The sequence below is a fragment of the Ideonella azotifigens genome (assembly GCF_006519715.1).
Classification (GTDB): Bacteria; Pseudomonadota; Gammaproteobacteria; order Burkholderiales; family Burkholderiaceae_C; genus Ideonella; species Ideonella azotifigens.
On sequence record NZ_VIDT01000011.1, the window covers coordinates 1 to 20,689 of the forward strand.

Consider the following 20,689-nt stretch of genomic DNA (forward strand, 5'->3'; position numbering starts at 1 on the left):
GGCGCACCCGGATGACGGCCCGGCCTGGCTGGCCTACCTGGAGAGCGTGGTCGGCCGCAATGTGCCCGACGCCGCCGCCCGCCGCGATGCCGCTCTGGCGAAGTTCGAGGCCTGCGTGCAGAAGACGCCGCAGGTGGCCGCATGCCACTACGGCGTGGGCGCGGTCACGGCCATCAACATCCTGGCCCAGGGCATCATGAAAGCCGCGTTTGGCGTCGGCAAGGTGCGCGACGAATTCGCCAAGGCGCTGGAACTGGACCCGGCCTTCGCGCCGGCCCGCGCCGGGCTGGTTCAGTACTACCTGATGGTGCCCGGCATTGTTGGCGGCAGCGTCGCCAAGGCCAGCGAGATCGCACAGGCCGAGAGCGCACGGGCCGCCGAATACGGCAAGCTGTTGACCGCCATGGTGCAGCTGTACCGCACGAAGCTGGCCGATGCCGAGCGCCTGCTCGCCTCGGTGCAGCCGGGCGGTGACCTGGAGCTGGCAGTCGAGCTGCGAGGGCAGTGGAATGCGCTGGGGCTGGCCCTGCTGCAGGACAGGCAGGCGGCCAAGGCGCGCGAGCTGTTCGAGCGCATGGTGCACGAACGGCCCGAGCAACCTGGCCCGCACTACAGCCTGGCGCGGGCCCTGTCCGAGTTGCAGCAGTGGGATGCGGCGCTGGCCGAGCTGAAGCTGGCCGAGTCACTGCCTGGCCATGAGAATTTCCCGATCGACTACCGCGTTGGCGTGGCACTGCAGGGCAAGGGCGACACCACGCAGGCCAGGGCAGCGTACAAGCGCTACCTGGGCTCGGTGAATCCGAACCCGCAGAACGTCGAAGACATCAAGAAGCGGCTGGCCGAACTCGGCTGAGCTGCGCGAACCAAAGAGCGAGAGAACCCGCATGCGCCAGATCTTCCTGGACACAGAAACCACCGGCCTGTCGCCCGAGACCGGTGACCGCATCGTCGAAGTCGGCTGTGTCGAAATGGTCGGCCGCCGCCTCACCGGCGAGCACCGGCACTTCTACCTGAACCCTGAGCGTAAGGGCAGCGAGGATGCGATCCGCATCCACGGCCTGACCGACGAATTCCTGGCCGACAAGCCGGTCTTCGCCGCCGTGGCCGACGACCTGATGGACTTCGTCGGTGGCGCCGAAATCATCATCCACAACGCCAGCTTCGACGTCGGCTTCCTGGACGAAGAACTGCGTCGCATCGGCCGCCCACGTTTTGCCGAGCATGTCGGCCGCATCACCGACTCGCTGTTCATGGCACGCGAGATGTTCCCCGGCAAGAGCAACTCGCTGGACGCCCTGTGCAAACGCCTGGAGGTCGACAACTCCAACCGCATGCTGCACGGCGCGCTGCTGGACGCGGGCCTGCTGGCCGAGGTCTACATCCGCCTCACGCGTGGCCAGAACACGCTGATGATCGACTCCGCCGACAGCGGCAGCGGTCCCGGCTTGGCCGTGGCGCAGATCGACCTTTCAGGCTTCATGCTGCCGGTGCTGGAGGCCGACGAGGCCGAACTGCTGCTCCACGAGACGGTATTGAAGGAACTCGACAAATCCGCCGGAGGGCTTGCGATCTGGCGAAAAGTCATGGCATAATGCAAGGCTTCCCGGGAACAAAAGATCCTTCAAAAAATCAAGCAAATCGCTGCTGATTTTGACCAAGGCGCCCTCAGTTTTCGGGCGGTTAGCTCAGCGGTAGAGCACTGCCTTCACACGGCAGGGGTCGCAGGTTCGAACCCTGCACCGCCCACCAGGATTTACCCGGTAAATCAACGACTTACGCCACCTTCGGGTGGCGTTTTTCGTGGTGGTGGGGAAAAAGTGGGGAAAAGGCGCTTCGGAAATAAGCACCTTAAGCTGGTTCAGACATCCGAGTTGCGGACGGCGCAAGCCTTCTGTGAGTAGTCGGTGTCGACAGTGATTGATTCGCCGCCACCTACCTGCGCGGGCGCTCAGTCAACCTTCTGCACCTGAACTTCGAGTGCGAAGCCAAGGGCCTGTCGTGCTTTCATATTTCGTCTGCGTCGTTCCAAAAACCCCACAGGAAACCCCGCAGGCAAACCAAGCCGGGTTTCGCTGAGCATTCTTGTAGGCAGAGCATGCAGCCATAACACTGTAGCTTGTGTCGGCAGGGGCAGTCGTCACGCGTGGCCCCGGTTGTCATGGAGCCTTGGCGCTCGCGGCACCAGCCTGTTTTCCAGTGCCGGGCTGCTACTCGCCGAGCAAGCCTTGCCTTCTCCCTGACTGGGCCCGGCTGTCTGGGTGGTCTGGCCTGCTCGACATTGCTTCTTATTCCACCGGCAAGTGGAAGTCGCCAACGCCGAACCGACGAGAGCCGCGGCTGCGAACCTCCATATTCTCTTGCTGTCGATCAAGGCATTGATCTCCTCATGGCCTAGATTCAAAGACTAGGAAAGTAGTCCGTCCGTCAGGATTTCCTCACGCCGAACCAGCATGCCCTGATGGGCGTTGCGAGCAGTTCGTGGCCCACTGTTGGTGTGGCGTGTCATGTCTGCTGCTCCGCTAAGCCGGCATCCGAGCTTGCGAATGGATGCCAGAGCCGCGGCAACCCTCGATCAACCCTCGATGCGCTGCGCGCCAGGATCCATGCCCCCCGAACAACTCGCCCGAGCGCGCGGCGCGCCGCACGTGACCGGTGTTGCCGAGCGCTGGGAACTGGTTGCCGCCGTGGCCGCCGCGTTGTTGGCGGCGACTTATGGCCTCGGGGCGCCACTGCTCGGCGCCCGCTGGGCGCCCACTGTGCCCGCACCTGAACTGCGCGGCGCGCTGGCTTTCGCCCTTGTGCTCACGGCCATCTCCGGGCTTGCCTGGCGCTCAAACTGGATGGCGGCCATCGCTCGCGCAGCCACGATCCTGGCACTGGTGTTCGTCTCTGGGCTCATCCTCAGAGATGTCATGAGCGGCACGTCTGCGGCCGCCAGTGGGCGCTTCGGGCCGTTGACCGGAATCGGGCTGGCAGTCGGGCTTGTCTGCCTCGCGCTAACCCTCTTGCCCCTGCACATGCCTCTGCGCGGTATTGAAGCCGTCGCGATGCAGTGCACGTTGGCACCACTGTGGATCATTTCCGGCGCCGCGTTGTGTGCGCTCCTGCCGGCTCGTCTGCTTCTCGACTGGTTGCCTCTCGATCCAGGGCTGTCGTGGCCGACCACGCTGGTGATGTCCTTGCTCGCGCTAGCGGCCACGTTGCGCGTCTACCGGCAGCCGGCCATCCGTGCCTTCTATGACGCCCGTGAGGATCGCCAAATCTTCGCGTCGTATCTGGCGATGCTGTTCGGTGGCATCGGCTTGGCAGCGATGCTCATCGCGGGGTTGGTGACGGCAAGCGCGGTCGAATCTGCCAAGCCAATGCTGCATCGCAGCGCTCTGGGTCAGGCACTCGCCCTCAACGAACTGATCATGCGAGTCAGCGCCGCGGCTGACCGTGGCGCGGCAGCCTTCCCGTTCTCCGAGGGCGCCGGCGCAGACGCGGCGGCGCGGCTGGAGTGGCTGCGCGAACTGCGCCAACAGCTGGACCCACTGGGCCAGGTGGGCATCCGGCTGGTGGTGCCGGGGTCCCCGGCGTTGACCGAGGGGACATTTCATGATGTGGCCGGGCCGCAGCTGCACCTTGTCGGACAACCCGGCATGTCCATCCTCGACCCCAATGGTCTCGTTCTGCAGATCGAGCGCTCGACCGCAGGACGCGCGGATGAGAAGCTGGCGATCCAGATCCGGCCCTTTCACGCCGAGGCGCAGATGCCGTCAGAGGAACTCTTCGGGACGAGCGCCGACGCGATGTTGTGCGCCGACGCAGGCGCAGCCGGTGCGCAGTGTCTGTCGCGAGGGCGACCGTCGGGACACGTGATGCCGCTTCCGCGGCGGAGCGACGATCAACCCTGGCCCATCCAGCGTGCTTGGAACGGTGGGGACGGGGTGCTGTTGCTGCGGGATCCGGCGTTGGCCGCAGCCGTGGTCGGCTATGCACCCGTTGGTGTGACCGGGCTCGGTGTGGCGCAGAAGATGCTGCTCGCTCCGCTGATCGGACGCCTGATGGGCAGCTTGCCTTTGGTGCTGCTGATGTTGCTGGCGCTGGGCGCCACCGGCGCGGGTTTGCTCTACCGGCGCGCGTTTCCGCAACTGCAGTCCTTGCGCTACGCGAAGGCACACATCCAGGCGACGCTCGAACATCTGCCTCGTGGTGTTGTCACGCTCGACGCGCACGGCCGGATCCGCACCAGCAATGCCGGAGTTCAGGTGTTGTCCGGTTTCAGCGGTGCGCAGCTGGAAGGGCAATCCGTCAACGGGCTGGTTGCCGCCGCCCGCGGTGAGGTGCCGTGGCAAGCCCTTCCCGGCACGAGCGAGGCGATCTTGCTGACCGCGTCCGGCGACGGCATTCCAGTGGAAGTACTTGTCGAAAGCTTCGATTTCGAGGGCGTGCGGTGCGCGGTCCTCATCATCCGAGACCTGCGGCGTGAGCAGGCGCAGCGTGCTGAGCTCGCTCGCTGGGAGCGCATCTTCTTCCATGCCAATTGGGGAGTCGCGGCCGTTTCCGACGACGGCCTGCGGCTGGAGTTGATGAACCCGGCGTTCGCGAGCATGCATGGATACACCGTCGACGAGCTGAAGCAGCGGCCGGTGCTCGACGTGGTTGCCCCACAGTCGCGCGCAAACCTGCCGGCACACGACGAGCGAGCGCACGCTCAAGGGCATCACCGTTTCGAGTCGTGGCACATGCGGCGCGACGGCAGCATCTTTCCCGTCCTGATTGATGCCACAGACGTTGGCAGTGCTGATGGCCAGCGCTTTCACGTGGTCAACGTGCAGGACATGAGCGAGCAACGGCGAGCACGTGAGGCATTGCAGCGCAATGAGGCCTTGCTGCAGTTGGTCCTGAAGTCCTTGCCGGTTGGGGTCTGGATCGCTGATGCCGACGGCCGAGTGGTTGCCATGAACCCGGCCGTCGAGCGGCTGTGGCACGGGCCCGTCCCTCTGTGCGACGGCCGGCCGGTCGGCCACAGAGCGCGCCGCGTCGTGACTGGCCAGCTGGTTGCGCCGGACGACTATCCGATGATGCGGGCGATCCGCACCGGCGAGGCCACGATTGGTGAACTGATCGAGATCGAGACAGCCGACGGTTCGCGGCGGACGCTGATGAACGCCGCGGTGCCCCTGGTGAACGACGACGGCGTTATCCAGGGCGCGATTGCGGTCAACGAAGACCTCACCACGATGCTCCGCGCCGAGGCCGCGATCATTGCGGCGAAAAACTTCTTCGAGAGCCTGTTCGATTCCGCAGCACTGGGCATGGCCGTGTGGGATGCAGCCGGCCGATTCGAGCGAGTCAATCAGGCACTCTGCGAGCTGCTTGGTCGTGAGGAAGCGGCGCTGCTGGGCATGACGCTGGTCGACGTCGGCGAGCCCGGTCCGGTGGCGGAAGATCTGGCTTCTCTCGGCCGCATGCGTGCCGGCGAGATCGACAAGCACCATGTCGAGCGTCGCTGGCGTCGCGGTGACGGCCGCTCGGTCTGGGTGCTGGTGGTCGTTTCACGGTTGCGCTTTCCAGGGAACGAACAGCACCAGTTCGTGGTTCAGGTGCTGGACATCGACCGCAGCCACCGCTTCCAGCAGGCATTGCAAGCCAGCGAGGCGCGCCTGGTGAATGCACATCGCATTGCGCAGCTTGCTGACTGGGAATGGGACCCGGCGCATGATGAAGTGCTTCTGTCAGAGCAGGGTCGGAAGATGCTGGGGCTGCCGGCGAGTCCTTCGGGCCCCGTCGTCGGCGCCGACTGGTTGGCTCGCGTGCATCCCGAGGACCGCGACAGGGTTCACTCGGCGCTGAGCACGGCGCTGCTGGGGAGGGGCGCGCTGGCCATCGATTACCGGCTGGTGCTTGACGACGGTGGTGAGCGCTTCGTGCACCAGCAAGGCGAGCGCCGCGCCGGCGAGGCACCCCGCTTGGTGGGCGTGCTTCAGGACATTACCGAGCGCAAGCGAGTCGAGAACGAACTTGTGCTCTCGCGTCAGCGTCTGCGGGCCCTGTCCGCCAACGAGGAGGAGTTGATCGAACAGGAGCGGCGCCATATCGCACGGGAGGTCCACGACGAGCTTGGTCAGGCCCTGACTGCGTTGAAGATGGAATTGTCGCTGCTCCGACGACGCTTCGCCGCCAATCTCGAGCTCGCCGCACAGGCCGAACGGATGAGTGTCATGGTCGACGGGACGCTCGACGTGGTGCGCCACGTCGCGAGCAACCTGCGACCTTCCGCCCTCGACTTCGGGCTGGTCGCCGCGATCGAGTGGCTGGCCGAGGATTTCGGCCTGCGATGGGAGATGCCCTGCGAAGTGCAGCTCGACGGCCGGGAAGTCGTCATCAGCGATGCACGTTCGACCGCGCTCTTCAGGGTCGTCCAGGAGTCCCTCACCAACGTGGCCCGGCATGCACACGCGCGACGCGTCGACATCCGAATCGCCACCGATGGTGACTCGCTGCACCTGACCGTGCGCGATGACGGCGTGGGCTTCGATCCGGCCATGGCGCAGGAGAGACGCGGCAGCTTCGGTCTGCTCGGCATGCGCGAGCGGGCCCTGAAGATCGGTGCTCGGCTGAGTCTGCGAAGTCGCCTTGGGAGCGGGACCACCATCGATGTCGAATTGCCTTTGAGTGAACTGCAGGAGCCCTAGATGGAACCGCACAACATCGTCATCGCCGATGACCACGGCCTCGTGCGCAGCGGCCTGCGCCAGTTGATTGAGAGCGTCAGCACCCTGAGGGTCAGCGGTGAGGCGGCCACGGGCGAGGAGTTGCAGGCACTGCTGCGCCGCGTCCCCGCGGATCTGGTCCTGATGGACATGGCGATGCCGGGTCTGAGTGGCATCGAACTGATTCAGCGCTTGCGTGTCCAGCGCAGCGACTTGCCCATCCTGGTGCTGTCCATGCACAACGAGGGTCAGATCGTCGCGCGTGCGCTGAAGTCCGGCGCCGCGGGCTACATCACGAAAGACTGCCATCCGGACACGCTCCTCTGCGCGCTGCGCAAAGTGCTCGGGGGCGGGCGTTTCATCGATCCGGCGCTCGTCGATTCCGTGGTGTTCAACGCCAATGTCGACGAAAGTGATCGCCGCCAGCAGCTCTCGCCACGTGAGCTTCAGATTCTCCAGATGATCAGCAGTGGGCTTCCTCTGGGCGAGATCGCCGACCGCCTGCACCTGAGCCCGAAGACCGTCAGCACGCACAAGATGCGTCTGATGCAGAAGCTGGATCTCAACAACAACGCTGAGCTGTTGAAGTACGCGCTTCGGCACGGGCTGACAACCGACTGACGCGAGTGACACTCAGGATTCGCTGACACTGCGTACAGCGTTTCCCGAGCAGGGCGACGTGGCGGCCGACACGAGGTTCGCCGAGGTCCCGACAGACGAAAAATCACCGGCGGGTGATGATCGGCGCATGCCCGGCCGAGTCGCCATGACGTCGCCATCGTGCGGGCGCGAATGGAGCAGACGGATGACGGTGACGGACGTGTCCTGGAGTGCGCATGATCGGCTGCCGTACCGGGTTCTCGCGGTCGACGACGATCCCCTGCAATGCCTGATGGTGGGTGAGATCCTCGAAGCGCCACGTTATATCGTCACGGTGGCTGGCAGTGGCGCCGCTGCGTTGGCAAGATTGCGCGAGCAAGACTTCGACATCGTGCTGCTCGACAAAAGCATGCCTGACATTGGCGGCGATGAGGTCTGTCGCCGCATTCGCCGCGACCTCGGACTGACGCTGCTGCCCGTACTGATCGTCACGGGCAGCGGTGGATCGGATGACCTGATGGCCAGCCTGCAGGCCGGTGCCAACGATTTCGTTCGCAAGCCATACCTGCCCGCCGAACTCCAGGCACGCGTCGACTCGGCGGCGCAACGAAAGCGCGCAACCGATCAGCTCGACAGCGCCGAGTCGTTGCTGTTCGCACTCGCCCGGTTGGTCGAAGCCAAAGACGAGAACACCGGCGACCATTGTTCTCGCCTGTCGCGTAACAGCGTGTTGCTGGGCCAGGCGATGGGACTGACGGCGCCTGAGCTGCTGGCATTGCGGCGTGGCGGCGTATTGCACGACATCGGCAAGCTCGGCATCCCGGACGCGATCCTCATGAAGGCGGGCGCATTGGACGATGACGAATGGAAGGTGATGCGACAGCACACGGTCATCGGTGCCAGCCTCGTTGACGGGCTCAAGAGCATGCGGCTGACGGTGCCGATCGTGCGTCACCATCACGAGCGATGGGATGGCAGCGGCTATCCGGACGGCCTGGCAGGTGAAGCGATCCCGCTGCTCGCGCGCGTTTTCCAGGTTGTCGACATCTATGACGCGCTGCGCTTTGCGCGCCCGTACAAGGAGCCGTTCCCTCCCGAGCGGGCGCTAGAGATCCTGGAGTCCGAGGCGGCACGCGGTTGGCGCGATCCACGCATCGTGGCCGCCTTCGTGGCGCTTGTTCGACGGCATCCGGAACAGCTTAACGTCGATGCTGATGCGAACGATGACCTCGGAGAGAGCCTGTTCCGACGCGTTGTCGATGGGCTGTCCGGCGTGAAGACCGCGTGATGCAGCGATCCCAGGGAGATTGAGCATGAATCGACTTCCCCCTTCCGCCCAGCGCCGCGCGGCTGATCGGCTGATCCCCGCGCCGCGGCGAAGCGTCAGCTTGCGCGTCCTGTTCGGCATCGCGGATGGCGCTTTCGGGCCGTCGCCGATGAGGGTCGGCGTGCCGATCCGAATTGAATCGGGTCCGCCGACCCGTGTGTGGGTCGTGGACGACGACCCGATCGTCGCCTTGTATCTTGGCGAACTGCTGCACGAACATGGATTCGCGGTCACCACTTTCGCCGATCCGCAGGCGGCGCTGCATGCCTATGAAGCCGACCCCCGACGCGTCGATGTCGTCGTTACCGACCAGCGCATGCCCAAGCTCAGCGGTGACGTGCTGGCAAGTGCGATGCTGAGGCTCAGGCCGCAGGTGCGCGTGATCCTTTGCACGGGTTACTGCGACGTGATCGACGAGCGGGGTGCGCTCGCCATCGGCGTGCAGCACTTCTTTCGCAAACCTTTCGATGCGCAGGCCCTGCTGCGCGCGGTGCGCGGCTGCGACGGGCATTGACGCCGTGACGGCAGCTTTACCCCGAACGCGCCGACCGCTCTCGCCGCTGGCGATGGCGGGCCTCGGTACCGCGGCGGCCGTGCTGCCACTGATCGGGGTGCTCGCGCTCCCGCGCGCCTCCTGGCTCATTCCTGCATTGCTGCAGCCGTATGTGACGGGGGCGACTGCCCTCGTAGCCGCTCTTGCGTTTTCGATACTGTGGGGCCAGGACAAGGCTCGACGGCCCGCGGGTTTGCTCTGGATGACCGACTTCCTGCTGGGGGCGGCACTGCTGCGTTTGCTCGACGCATCGCGCGGGGCTGCTTCGCTGCTGGTCGCTCTTGGCATCATCGCTGCGCTGACGGTGCCGTCGTCGAAACATCCAGCTCGCTATCAGCGCCTGCTCACATTTTTGACGGTCCTCTGCGTCGGCGGTGGTCTCTCCTTGTTGCGGGCGTGGCCGGGAGCGGAGCTGGCGCTCTCAGCGCTCGCGGCCGCCACGATGCTGGCTTGGCACCGGGAGGGTCGGCAGCCGTCGATGACGCGAGCCTATCTGCGCACCGCCGCGGGGCTGGCGCTCGTCGGTCAGCTGGCCGTGGCGGTCCAGGCCACAGGAGATGGTGTCCTCGCCCTCTGCGGAAGCCTCTACGAATTCGCTGCGGTCATCGTGCTCTATCGACTGGTGCTGCAACAGACGCTTCGCCAGCCGCTGCTGAGGCTTGGCGAACTCGCGAACGCGCTGCAGGCCGTCGCGAGCCCCATCTTGGTGTCAGGTGTGGACGGCCGAATCCGCTGGGTGAATGCAGCGATGTGCCGTGTCACCGGTTACCCTGCCGAGGAACTTCTGGGCCAGCCGACGCGCGTCCTGGAGGCGGTGGGCGCAAGGCCGAGTTACGACGCACTTGACCGCGCGATGCAATCAGCGCAGCCCTGGCGCGGGCAGTTGCCGGTGCGACGCAACGACGGCGGTTGCTACATCGACGACAGAAGGTCGACCCCGGTGCACGACGATCAGGGGGCGCTGAAGGGACACGTCTGGGTGGGAGATGATCTGACCGAGCGCGCTCGGGCGGAAGAGCGGGGGCGTCACAGCGAAGAGTCTCTGCGTCGACTCGTCGACAGCGCACCGGACGCGATCATCGTGACGGACGAGATCGGACGCATCCTGCGCGCAAACCCGCGTGTGAACGAGTTGCTGGGTTACTCGCCGGACGAGCTAGAGGGCATGACGCTCGGCCAACTGATGCCGCCGGCCATGGCAAGCCTTCACGGGGGCTACATGCAGGGGTACGGACACGGACGGCGGGGAATGACCGCTGCCGGTCGGGAGGTCCAGGCGCTGCGCAAGGACGGGAGCCTGGTGTCCGTCCATGTCCGCGTCGGTGAAATGCCGGATCTCGGAGGACGCCGCTTCGTCGGCTTCTTGCGCGACATGACCGAGCACAAGCGCTCGGAGGCTGCGTTGCGTCACGGCGAAGAGAAGCTGCGCAAGCTGTACGACATGTCCCCGCTGGGCATCGCCCTGACCGACATCAACGGCAACTTCCTGGACTTCAACAACTCCTTCATGGAGCTTACCGGTTATGACGCCCAATCGCTGCACGCTCTCAGCTACTGGGACCTGACGCCATCCGAACATGAGAGCGACGAGCGGAGAAATCTCGAGCTCCTGCAGTCTGTCGGCCGCTACGGGCCCTACGAGAAAGAGTACAAGTGCCGCGATGGTGGACTGCGGCCGGTACGTCTCAACGGCGTTCGCATCGAATTCAACGGCCAGCCCTGCATCTGGTCGATCGTCGAGGACCTGACCGACCGGCGCAATGCCGAGCATGAGCAGGCGCGGCTCCAGCGCCAACTGATGCAGGCTCAGAAGATGGAGGCCCTTGGCCAGCTGACAGGTGGCATCGCCCACGATTTCAACAACATGCTGGCCGGCATTCTTGGACTGTCGACGCTGGCACTGGAGCGCCGTATCGATGATCCGTCGGGCAAGGTGATGACCTACCTGCGTGAAATTGCCCGCGTCAGCGAACGAGGGCGCGACCTGATCGAGCGTCTGATGCGGTTCTCGCGGCCCGCGCCGGCCCAAGCGCCGCAGTCGCGAACCCTGCGCCCGGTGGTCGAGGAGGTGCTTCGCATGCTCGCGTCGACCCTGCCGCCGACGGCGAAGATTTCGTTGCACGTTGAACCGACGCTGCCTGACGCGTACTTCACCGAGGTTGACCTGCATCAGGCGCTGACGAATCTGGTCATCAATGCGCGCGACGCCGTGGGCGGCGTCGGCGAAATCGACATCGAGCTCGCTCGAGTTGCGCTGGCGGACTTCGAGTGCACAAGCTGTGGTCAGCGTGTGCACGGCCCACATGTGGCGCTGCGGGTACGCGACAACGGTGCCGGTATTCCTCCGGCGTTGATGGCACGCGTCTTCGATCCGTTCTTCACCACCAAGGAAGTGGGGAAGGGCACCGGCCTGGGCTTGGCGATGGTCCACAGCTTGGTGCATCAGGCCGGCGGTCATGTCGGCGTGTCCAGTACGCCCGGAATTGGAACCTGCTTTTCGATGCTGCTGCGGCCGGCTGAGTCAGCGTTGCGACGTGCGGTCTCCGAAGAGGAAGCCGCTACGCCACCCATCGAGCCCTTCCCATCCCGTGGCGCTTCGAAACCGGGCTTGGCGGACGCTGTGGGCGGGACTGCTCCGTCAGCGCCTGCGCGCATGGCTGGTGATCGGACCGATGATGCGCCGTGTCCTTGACGGTCATGGACTCGCGTCGATGTGTCGCGACGCTGAACGATACGGGAGCGGGCGCGAAGTACCGCTCGGGTGGACACCACGGCGCAGCCTGCGATCAGGGCGCGGGAGAGGTCCCGCTGTGTCGCCTCATGCACATGGGCGGACGCCCTCTCCAATCGGCGCTGTCTGCGCGCCCATCGATGTCCTCGAACAGTTTCCTTGATCCGGAAAACACCAAGCCGAATGAAGCCAACACATGAATCTACTGTGCTCTACATCTGCGAGCCCGCGCAGCCCTTGCTTGACGACGCAATCCTGCTCCAGACGGGCCTTGACTTGCAAGTCGCGCGACTGGGCGCTCACGACGAGTTGTTGCAGCGTGCGTCTGCCGTGGCCCTCGTGGTCCTCGACTTCACGCCACAGTCGATGGGATTCGTGAAGGCCTTCGTCGCCGCGCGCAAGCCAAACGGCATGTGGACGCCGCTGATCGCGTGCTGCCGCACGAGCGCCGATATCGAGACAGCGTTGGCACTGGGCGCAGATGACTTCCTGCTCGTGTCGGATCCCGTGACGGTGCGATCAAGATTGCGGGTGCTGATCCAGCAGAAGCTGCGCAGCGACAAGTTGAACGGCATCCTGAACTGCACTTTCGACGGCATTGTCAGCATTGACGAAACTGGCGTGATACTGAGTTTCAACAAGGCCGCGCAGGACATGTTCGGCTACACCCCGATGGATGTCGTTGGCCGCAACGTGTCGGTGCTGATGGAGGGCGCGGATGCGAGTCAGCACGACGGCCATCTGCGGCGCTATCTCACGACGGGCACGGAGCACATCATCGGCCAGGGCCGGGAGCTTGTGGGGCGGGCCAAGGACGGTCGGCGTTTTCCGCTGTTCCTGCAGGTGGCCAGTCTGCGGAGTGGGGCGGACCGGCTGTTTGTCGGCATCCTGAAGAACCTCTCAGTGGATGCCCTGGCGAGCGCCCTGCGCCACGAGGTCCTTCACGATCCGATGACCGGCATCGCGAACCGGCGTCGTGTGCTGAGCGTGATGCCGGAGTGGATCGCCCGCCACTCGCCGACGCTGCCGACTCCCTTCGCTGTCGTGTTCATCGACCTCGATGGCTTCAAGGCCATCAATGACACCTATGGTCACGCCGCTGGCGATGCCATCCTGAAGGCGGTGGGACAACGGCTGACTCACGGCGTTGGCAGTTCGGACATCGCAGCGCGATTGGCAGGGGATGAATTCGTGGTGCTGCTGGAAGGCGTCTCCAGCCAAGGGGTGGCACGAAATGTCGCGGCCCGCCTGGTTGAAAAGATCGCGGAACCGGTCAGCTTCGGTGGAGTGAGCATCGGTGTGCGAGCCTCGGCTGGGGTGGCGCAGTTCCCCGACGATGGCGCGACAGCGGATGATCTGCTGCGCCGCGCGGACGCATTGATGTACGCCCAGAAGCAACGTCGCAAGCAGAGCGACCTCGTGCAGCGATCTTGATCATTGCTGCGTTCCGATGCGAATGGTCAATCGTTTCCGCCCCCGCAAGCGGATCATGAAGCGCTGCGCACTGGCATCTCATCGCGACTGGCCGACGGGCAAGGTGCGTAGATTCCGTGGTCCGCACGAACTCCAGCAGCAGCAGGAGTTGGCAATTCTCACGCAAGCGACCTGCAGATGACCCTTCCAATCCTCGTTCGTGAGCAGGCCGATCTGAGACCTTGCGTCCATCCGGCATACGTTCGCATGCTTTGTGCTGCCCTGAGGGCGGAAGGCAAGGACGTGGACGCTTTGCTGTCTGCCGCGGGCATCAGTGGGCCAGTGCTCGCGCGTGCGGAGGAGATGCTGCCGCTGCGCATCGTTCGCAGCATCATCGTCGGCGCCCAACGTGCAGCGGGGCGGCCGACATTTGCCCTTGAGACCGGTGCGCAGGTGCAGATGGCGTCGCACGGCGCGATCGGGTATGCCCTCTCGACGAGCGCAAATTTGCGTCAGACCCTCGACGTGCTGGTTCGCTTCATGCCGTTTCGTTCCGGTGCTGTGCAACTTGTGCAGCAAGTCACAGCGGACGGGACGTGGCTGGTCTTCGAGCCCAGCATTTCACTCGGCGACGTGCGGGCGTTTGTGCTCGACCATGTGGCCGCGTCGTTCAGCTCTGTGATGGCCGCTGTGTCCGGGCAGAGGCAACGGGAGGCCGTTCTCGAGGTCCCATGGGCTGCGCCGGCGTGGCGGCGTGCCTACGACGCACTTGCAGGGAAGGTACGCTTTGGCACAGGACGCATGGCCTATTGGTTGCCCAACGCCTTGCTGGACGCCCCCTGTCCGACCGCGGCGCCTGCTGCGTTTGCATCTGCATGGCGCGAATGCGAACAGCAGGAGCGAATTGAGATAGCGCGATATACCGCCGTGGCCCGCGTCGAGAACCTGTTGCAACTGCTGGGCGCCGATGCGTGGTCGCTGGCTGAAGTGGCCGCCTCCCTCGGCGTTTCGCCTCGTACGCTGAATCGACGTCTCAAGGACGAGGGCACCAGCTTCCAGGCATTGCTCGACCGCGTGCGCAGATGCCAGGCCCTTTGGCATGTGCGACACACCGATGCCACGCTGGAACAGATTGCCAGAGAGCTCGGCTATCACGACGGCAACAACTTGAGTCGGGCCTTTCGACGCTGGTTCGGTGCAGTACCGGCGGCCATGCGCGAAGGACGGGCGCCCTGGCCGACCGACCTGTCCTCGGTAGCGGAGATCCACCGGCAGTCGACGCCGCCTCGCAGGCTGCGCGCCTAGTCTTTTCGCGCCAGCGCGCCGATCGGGCGCTCGGATGAGGCGGCCAGTCGCCGACGCGTCATTTCGCGCCAGCTCTGAAGCCAAACCGCTTTGTCTGCGGCTGTGCTCCCTCATGCCAATCGGATTCCTGGTCGATAGCGGGTGAGACCACCGCACTTCAATCGGCATGGCTGCAAATCGACTCCACCGTGTTCTCTAGAACGCAGAGAGCGATCCCGGCTCACGCACGGCCCCACACACGGTGACCTGAACCGATCAAGCTCGTCCAGCCATCCTCCCACGCTGTTGTCATCAAATTTGTTGGAATCTGAACATGTCGAAACTCACCATCTCCAAGCGGCTCGGATTGTTGATCGGCAGTGCGTTGCTCGGCATTGCGTTGCTCGTCGCGACATTCCTCTTCACCGAGCGCAGCCTGATCATGGAGGAACGCCAACTCGGCGTGAAGCAAGCCGTGGAGACCGCCTACGGGCTGCTCGCGCACTATCGGGACCAGGCGGCCAAAGGCGCGATGAGCGAGGCCGAGGCGAAGCGCCGAGTTGCCGAAGACATCAAGAGCCTGCGCTACAGCGGCAATCAGTACTTCTTCATCCAGGACACCCAGCTCCGGATGGTGATGCACCCCACCAATCCCTCGCTCGATGGAACCGATGTTTCGGGGCTCAAGGATCCGAACGGCAAGCTGCTCACGGTGGAGATGAACAAGATCGCGAAGGAGAAGGCCGAGGGCTTCGTCAGCTACATGTGGCCAAAGCCCGGCAGTGATGCCCCGATGCCCAAGGTCACTTACATCAAGGCCTTCACCCCGTGGAACTGGGTGATCGGATCCGGCGTTTACGTCGACAGCGTGGACTCGGTGGTCCAGCGGCGCATTGTTGGCGCACTGATGGGCGCGGCGTTGTTGGCGGCCGTGCTGATGGCGGTCAGCCTGGTCATCACCCGCAGCTTGCTGCGGCAGATGGGTGGCGAGCCGGACGATGCCGCCGGCGTCGCGCGGCGCATTGCGCAAGGTGACCTGACCGTCGACGTCAGCCTCAAGGCGGGCGATGGCGCCAGCCTCATGCACGCAATCAAGTCGATGCAGGACAGCCTGCGCAGCCTGGTTGGCAAGGTCCACGCGGGCTCCGAGGGCGTGGCCACCGCCAGTGCGGAGATTGCGCAGGGCAACCAAGATCTCTCCGCTCGTACCGAGCAGCAGGCGGCCGCACTGGAGGAGACTGCGGCGTCAATGGAGCAGCTCAGCGCCGCAGTGCAGCAGAACTCCGACAACGCGCGCCAGGCCAATCTGCTCGCACTGAATGCTTCCGAGACGGCCGCGCGCGGCGGCAGCGTCGTCGCGCAAGTGGTGGAGACGATGAATGGCATCAATGGAGCGAGCAGGCGCATCGTCGACATCATTGGTGTGATTGACTCCATCGCGTTCCAGACCAATATCCTGGCGCTGAACGCAGCGGTGGAGGCCGCGAGGGCGGGTGAGCAAGGTCGCGGATTTGCCGTCGTGGCTGCGGAGGTGCGCAGCCTTGCGGGCCGATCTGCCGAGGCCGCCCGCGAGATCAAGAGCCTGATCGGTGAGAGCGTCGGTCGCGTCGAGGAAGGCAACAAGCTCGTCGGCCAGGCGGGCAGCACCATGGCCGAACTCGTCACGAGCGTCCGGCGGGTCACGGACATCATGAGCGAGATCAGTGCCGCCAGTACGGAGCAGAGTGCGGGGGTCTTGCAGGTCAATCAAGCTGTGGTGCAAATGGATCTTGGTACCCAGCAGAACGCTGCGCTCGTAGAGGAGATGGCGGCAGCCGCGTGCAGCCTCAAAAGCCAGGCGGGACAACTTGTCGAAACAGTGGCGCAGTTCAAGCTGGAAATGACCGATCCTGCGTGAGGAGAACGGTGCCAGTGCTGAATGGGAATGCCAGGTGGCTGTCTCAGAGACAACTTGCCCGCAAACGAGACATCCGGCGGTGAGGCGAGACCGGAGGTCAGGCCAAAGCGGCACCGTCGATTCAGAATAGTCCTTTCCGCCGGAAGGGAGTGAGCATCGTGCATCATTGCTGCAATGCAACATAGGGGCACCGTGATGCGCATCCTGACCCGGGCCGAGGGCGACCGCTGGTCGTATGAAGTGCACATCAGCGAGGGGGACCCCTTGCGCAATTTCTTGCTGGCCTATCTGCAGCAAGAGGGAATGAGTTTCCAGTTCCTGGGGCCCGCTGGCGGGCCATTGCAGGTGGGGCCCCTGCATCCCGAACAGGCTGTCACCTTCGAAAGCCGCTGGCGGTCCTTCGTCGTCGCAGCCGTTTGATACGGCACCCGGTCTTGCTTTTCAGCCGATTTGACTTCCTCGCCGCAATGCACCCAGACGTGCGAGCAGTGCTTCGGGAAAGGTGACCTCAACCTGCGACTTGCCGGCATAGAAGGTTCCGTCGTTTCCATCGAGGGTGAGCAGGTCTCCCTCGTGCAGAATCTGGTCGCCGACCTTCGCCGTGCGCGCGGTCTCGTCGATCTGCAGTTCGCTGCAGCCGACCAGGCACACCTTGCCCAGTTGCCGGGCGACCACGGCCGCATGCGATGTGCGGGCGCCTCGTTGCGTGAGCAGGCCGGTGGCTGATTCGAGCGCCGCGATGTCGGCGGTGTCCGCGTCACGGCGCACCAGCACGACAGGGATGCCTGTTTCGTGACGGGCCAGGGCCCGCGCCGCATCCAGCGCGATCTCGCCGACCGCCACACCGCTGCTGGCGCTGGCGGCGTGCCCCAAAGGCCGCAAGGGGGTGCCGTCGCATGCCACCACGTGCGTTTGCGCCAGCGCCTGGCGATCCAGCCCTGCCGTGCGGGCGAGCGCCACATCGGGTTCGATCAGCCCCGTGTCGAGCAAGTCGAGTGCAATGCGCGCTGCGGCTTGTGGCGTTCGCTTGCCGGCGCGCGTCTGGAGCATGAAGAGGCGGCTGTCCTGCACGGTGAACTCGAAGTCCTGCATGTCGCCAAAGGCATGCTCAAGCTGTTGTGTCGCATCGTTGAGTGCCTGCCAGACCTCCGGCAGGACGGTTGCCAGCTCGTCGTGTCCGTGTGCGCTGCGGCGCCCTGACACCACGTCCTCCCCCTGCGCGTCGAACAGGAAGTCCACCCACAGGTTTGGTGCGCCACTGCCAGGGTCGCGCGTGAAGCCGACGCCTGCGCCCGACCGGCCACCGGCGTTGCCAAACACCATGCATTGAACCGTCACCGCGGTGCCGATGGCATCGTCGAGGTGATTCAGGCGCCGGTACGCCTGCGCTTTGGCGGACTGCCAGGAGCTGAACACCGCCTCGATGGCGCCAGCGAGTTGCGCCGTCGGCTGTTGAGGGAAGGGGTGTCCGGCATGCTCGGCATAGACCTGCAGAAAGCGCTGGGTCAGCCAGCGCAGATCTGCAAAGTCAAGCAAGCGTTCGTCCCGCCCTTGCAGCAGCGCCGCGGCGACTTCCTCGAAGCACAGTGCCGGCAGCCCCGCCACCACCTCGCCGTAGCTGGCGACGAGGCGGCGGTAGGCATCCCAAACCAGGCGGGGGTTGCCGGTCTGGCGCAACAGGCCTTCGACGGTATGGTCGCAAAGCCCGATGTTCAGCAGCGTTTCCATCATCCCTGGCATCGAGACCGGCGCGCCGGAGCGCACCGAAAGCAGCAGCGGCCGGCGGGCATCTCCCAGGGTCAGGCCGGTCGCCTGTTCGAGCGCCTGCAGCCCCGCTCGCCACACATCGGGGTGGGCGCTCATGGCGCGTGCTGCGGGGTCCACGCAGTAGTGGGTGCCGAGCACGAAGGCTGGGGGCACGGGCAGGGACAGGCCGGCCATGCGCAACAGGTTCCAGGCCTTGAAGCCCATGCGCTGTGCCGACCCCTGAGCCGTATGGGTGGTGTCGTGGCCGCATCCGATCAGGTAGACCTCGGGTGGAAGCACTGGCGACTGCTCTAGCGCAACCGTCGGCCTGCTTGAGGGCGCAACTTCCGGGCCCTTTGGGAAGGGATGGTCCAAGGCTTGGCGGTGCTTGCCGAGATGGACGGCTTGCGACTTCATTCGCGCACCCCGGCGGTGCCGAACACCAGGTCGCGCAGCGCGTAAGCGGCAACCAGCAATCGGTCGGATGCCAGTTCCAGCGTGCATGCCAGGTCGTTGGCCAGCATCAGCGAGGGTGCGTCCTGGATGGCCGCAAGCATCTCGCGCCGCGCGTCGCGCAGCAGCGCGTCACATGCCTGCTCGGCCTGCACGACCCGCCATGTCGCCCTGAGGAACGCGTCGTTGTCGGCCGCCTCGCTGCCGGCACCCAGCGTGCGTGCGATCGCGAGTGCCTTGACCTGATCTTGTGTCGCCTGCCGCACGCTGGTGGCCAGGCGCCCGAGCACCTTGCGAACCTCGTCGTTCCAGCCCTTGAGGTGGCCGTCGGCGATCAGGCTGATGAGGAAGGCCGCTTCTTCGAGTGCATCGGCCACGTCGTCGGACTGCGCCACCAGCAAGGCCACGGGCCGCCAGCGGGGCTGGCGTTCAGCCTTCTCTCGTGCCTGCATCACCAGCTCGTCTGCCCTGCGCTCCCATGTCTTGGCGCGCGCCGAGAGTTCGGCTGCCGCCTTGGCCGAACGCTCTGCGCCGTGCGCCAGCGCGTCGCCGATCGCTTGAGCCAGCGTCTCGCAGTAGGCGGCATGTTCGGCCAGCAGGTCGAATTCGCTGCTGCGCTGGCGCACATGCCGCGCCAGCAGCATGCGCGTCTCGTCGGCCACCAGCGCGACCGGTTGCCCACGGTGCAGCGCGTCGCACGCCAGCCGCATTACCGCGACCAGGAAGCTGTGCGCATCGGCTGCCCCAATGACTTCATCGAGCCGGTCGCCGATGCGGAATGCACCTTCGCCCACGGCCTGCATCGCGGCGAAAATCAGCCCTTCGCCACCCACCTGCAGCCAGGCGCGGTGGCCGACGTCGAGCCTGGCGGCGTCGGCCAGCACCGTGATCGCGGCTTGCTTGTCGACGAAGGCGCGCAGGCGCTTGCGCGCACGGTTCCAGTCGATCAGGAAGACGATGCGCGAGCCGATGCCCTCCAGCGCGGCCTCGACTGCCGCATCATCAGCGCAATCAAAGCTGGCCGTGCCCACGGTATAGGCCAGGCCCTGGTTCAGTTCGGCGTCGGTGCGAGACACCCGCTCCGACCATGCCGCCCCCAGCGGCGCCAGCATCGACTGGAAAAATTCGAAGCGCGCCGGGTGCAGGTCGGAATAGGTCAGGGTGATCACGCAGCCGGTCACCTGCAGTACCAGCACGTGCGCATCATTGGTGCCGATGTCGTTCTGGATCAGCAGGCGTTCGCCGTCTCGGGTGGCCACCGTGTCCAACCCCGGGTGGTCGAACTTCAATTCCGACGTGCGATTCAGGCCCCGCATGAAGGCAGCCACTCGCGGGCGATCTCCGGGCTGCAGCTCCCACGCGTTGGCACCGGCGATGACCTCGCTGGCCAGCTCGGCCGACAGTTTGTTGATCTGCTTGTGCAAATCCATCACCAGCAGGTGCAGGCTGTCCTGTTCACCCCGCAGGCCGCGGGTGAGAGCGTCGACCTGCGCGTCGGCGAGCCGGTCTGCGGGCAGGTCCCGGAGCCAGGCCAGCCAGTGCTCGACACGGACATGTGTCTGCTCGCCAGCGGGGACGCTCTCCAGCACCGGTCGGGCCATGGTCGTGAGGTCGTCTTCAAGGCCCTTGATCAGCCTTGGCAACTCCGGAAGTGCCAGCGAATCGTCAACCCGCGTCGCGACCGCAATGACTCCCATCAACCAACCGGCTTCCAACGTGGTCGCGGCGATTTCCTTTGTCAGGTCGGGCAGGTCGCGATTGGGGTGAGATGCATGTGCTGCAGCAGTCTGCAGCACCGTGAGGTAGACCTTGAGGCGGTCATTGGCGGCCAGCGCCGCCTTGACCCATGCCGGCAGCATCAGCCGTTGCTGTCCGAGAGCGGTCAGCGCTTGAGTCTTTTGCATGGGTTCGATTCATGAAGCCTGGGGTGGGGCCAGTCTTGGCTTGATGAATGACGCTTGCATGACAGGGCGGCGCAGCCTGCGCA

The 20,689-nt window shown here is 65.1% G+C and carries 13 protein-coding genes and 1 tRNA gene; 12 read left to right on the forward strand and 2 right to left on the reverse strand.

Features of this window, described 5'->3' with window-relative positions:
- The 12 genes from FKP22_RS01845 to FKP22_RS01900 all read left to right on the forward strand — a co-directional run.
- Positions 1–853, forward strand: an 853-nt coding sequence (locus FKP22_RS01845; RefSeq protein WP_141284622.1) for a tetratricopeptide repeat protein, incomplete at its 5' end; no start/stop codon positions are given.
- Positions 854–884: 31 nt separating this feature from the next.
- Complete coding sequence (dnaQ, locus tag FKP22_RS01850) at positions 885–1,592, forward strand: DNA polymerase III subunit epsilon (protein ID WP_141284624.1); 708 nt, start codon at positions 885–887, stop codon at positions 1,590–1,592.
- 82 nt (positions 1,593–1,674) lie between these two features.
- Positions 1,675–1,749: transfer RNA gene (locus FKP22_RS01855), tRNA-Val, on the forward strand.
- Positions 1,750–2,603: 854 nt separating this feature from the next.
- Complete coding sequence (locus FKP22_RS01860; protein ID WP_170200702.1) at positions 2,604–6,680, forward strand: PAS domain S-box protein; 4,077 nt, start codon at positions 2,604–2,606, stop codon at positions 6,678–6,680.
- A complete protein-coding gene (locus FKP22_RS01865; protein ID WP_141284628.1) occupies positions 6,681–7,319 on the forward strand; it encodes a response regulator in 639 nt (212 codons plus the stop codon).
- 184 nt (positions 7,320–7,503) lie between these two features.
- Positions 7,504–8,586 carry an HD-GYP domain-containing protein gene (locus tag FKP22_RS01870; RefSeq protein WP_170200703.1) on the forward strand — a complete coding sequence of 361 codons (1,083 nt, stop codon included), beginning with the start codon at positions 7,504–7,506 and terminating at the stop codon, positions 8,584–8,586.
- Positions 8,587–8,686: 100 nt separating this feature from the next.
- Positions 8,687–9,139: a response regulator gene (locus tag FKP22_RS01875; RefSeq protein ID WP_170200704.1), complete on the forward strand. Its 453-nt coding sequence runs from the start codon at positions 8,687–8,689 to the stop codon at positions 9,137–9,139.
- A gap of 79 nt (positions 9,140–9,218) precedes the next feature.
- Entirely contained in the window at positions 9,219–11,870 is a 2,652-nt protein-coding gene (locus tag FKP22_RS01880; protein WP_170200705.1) for a PAS domain-containing sensor histidine kinase, read from the forward strand.
- A gap of 246 nt (positions 11,871–12,116) precedes the next feature.
- Complete coding sequence (locus FKP22_RS01885) at positions 12,117–13,343, forward strand: sensor domain-containing diguanylate cyclase (RefSeq protein ID WP_170200706.1); 1,227 nt, start codon at positions 12,117–12,119, stop codon at positions 13,341–13,343.
- A gap of 282 nt (positions 13,344–13,625) precedes the next feature.
- On the forward strand, positions 13,626–14,627 hold the full coding sequence (locus FKP22_RS01890; protein ID WP_170200707.1) for an AraC family transcriptional regulator: 1,002 nt from the start codon (positions 13,626–13,628) through the stop codon (positions 14,625–14,627).
- A gap of 313 nt (positions 14,628–14,940) precedes the next feature.
- Positions 14,941–16,503 (forward strand): methyl-accepting chemotaxis protein, encoded by a 1,563-nt coding sequence (locus FKP22_RS01895; protein ID WP_141284640.1) that lies wholly within the window; start codon positions 14,941–14,943, stop codon positions 16,501–16,503.
- A gap of 195 nt (positions 16,504–16,698) precedes the next feature.
- Complete coding sequence (locus FKP22_RS01900; protein ID WP_141284642.1) at positions 16,699–16,923, forward strand: hypothetical protein; 225 nt, start codon at positions 16,699–16,701, stop codon at positions 16,921–16,923.
- A 21-nt stretch (positions 16,924–16,944) separates the two neighbouring features.
- On the opposite strand, the gene FKP22_RS01905 is transcribed toward FKP22_RS01900, so the two are convergent.
- Entirely contained in the window at positions 16,945–18,549 is a 1,605-nt protein-coding gene (locus tag FKP22_RS01905) for a PEP/pyruvate-binding domain-containing protein (protein WP_310733302.1), read from the reverse strand.
- A gap of 113 nt (positions 18,550–18,662) precedes the next feature.
- Positions 18,663–20,606 carry a phosphate transport regulator gene (locus FKP22_RS01910; protein ID WP_141284646.1) on the reverse strand — a complete coding sequence of 648 codons (1,944 nt, stop codon included), beginning with the start codon at positions 20,604–20,606 and terminating at the stop codon, positions 18,663–18,665.
- Positions 20,607–20,689: the final 83 nt, after the last annotated feature.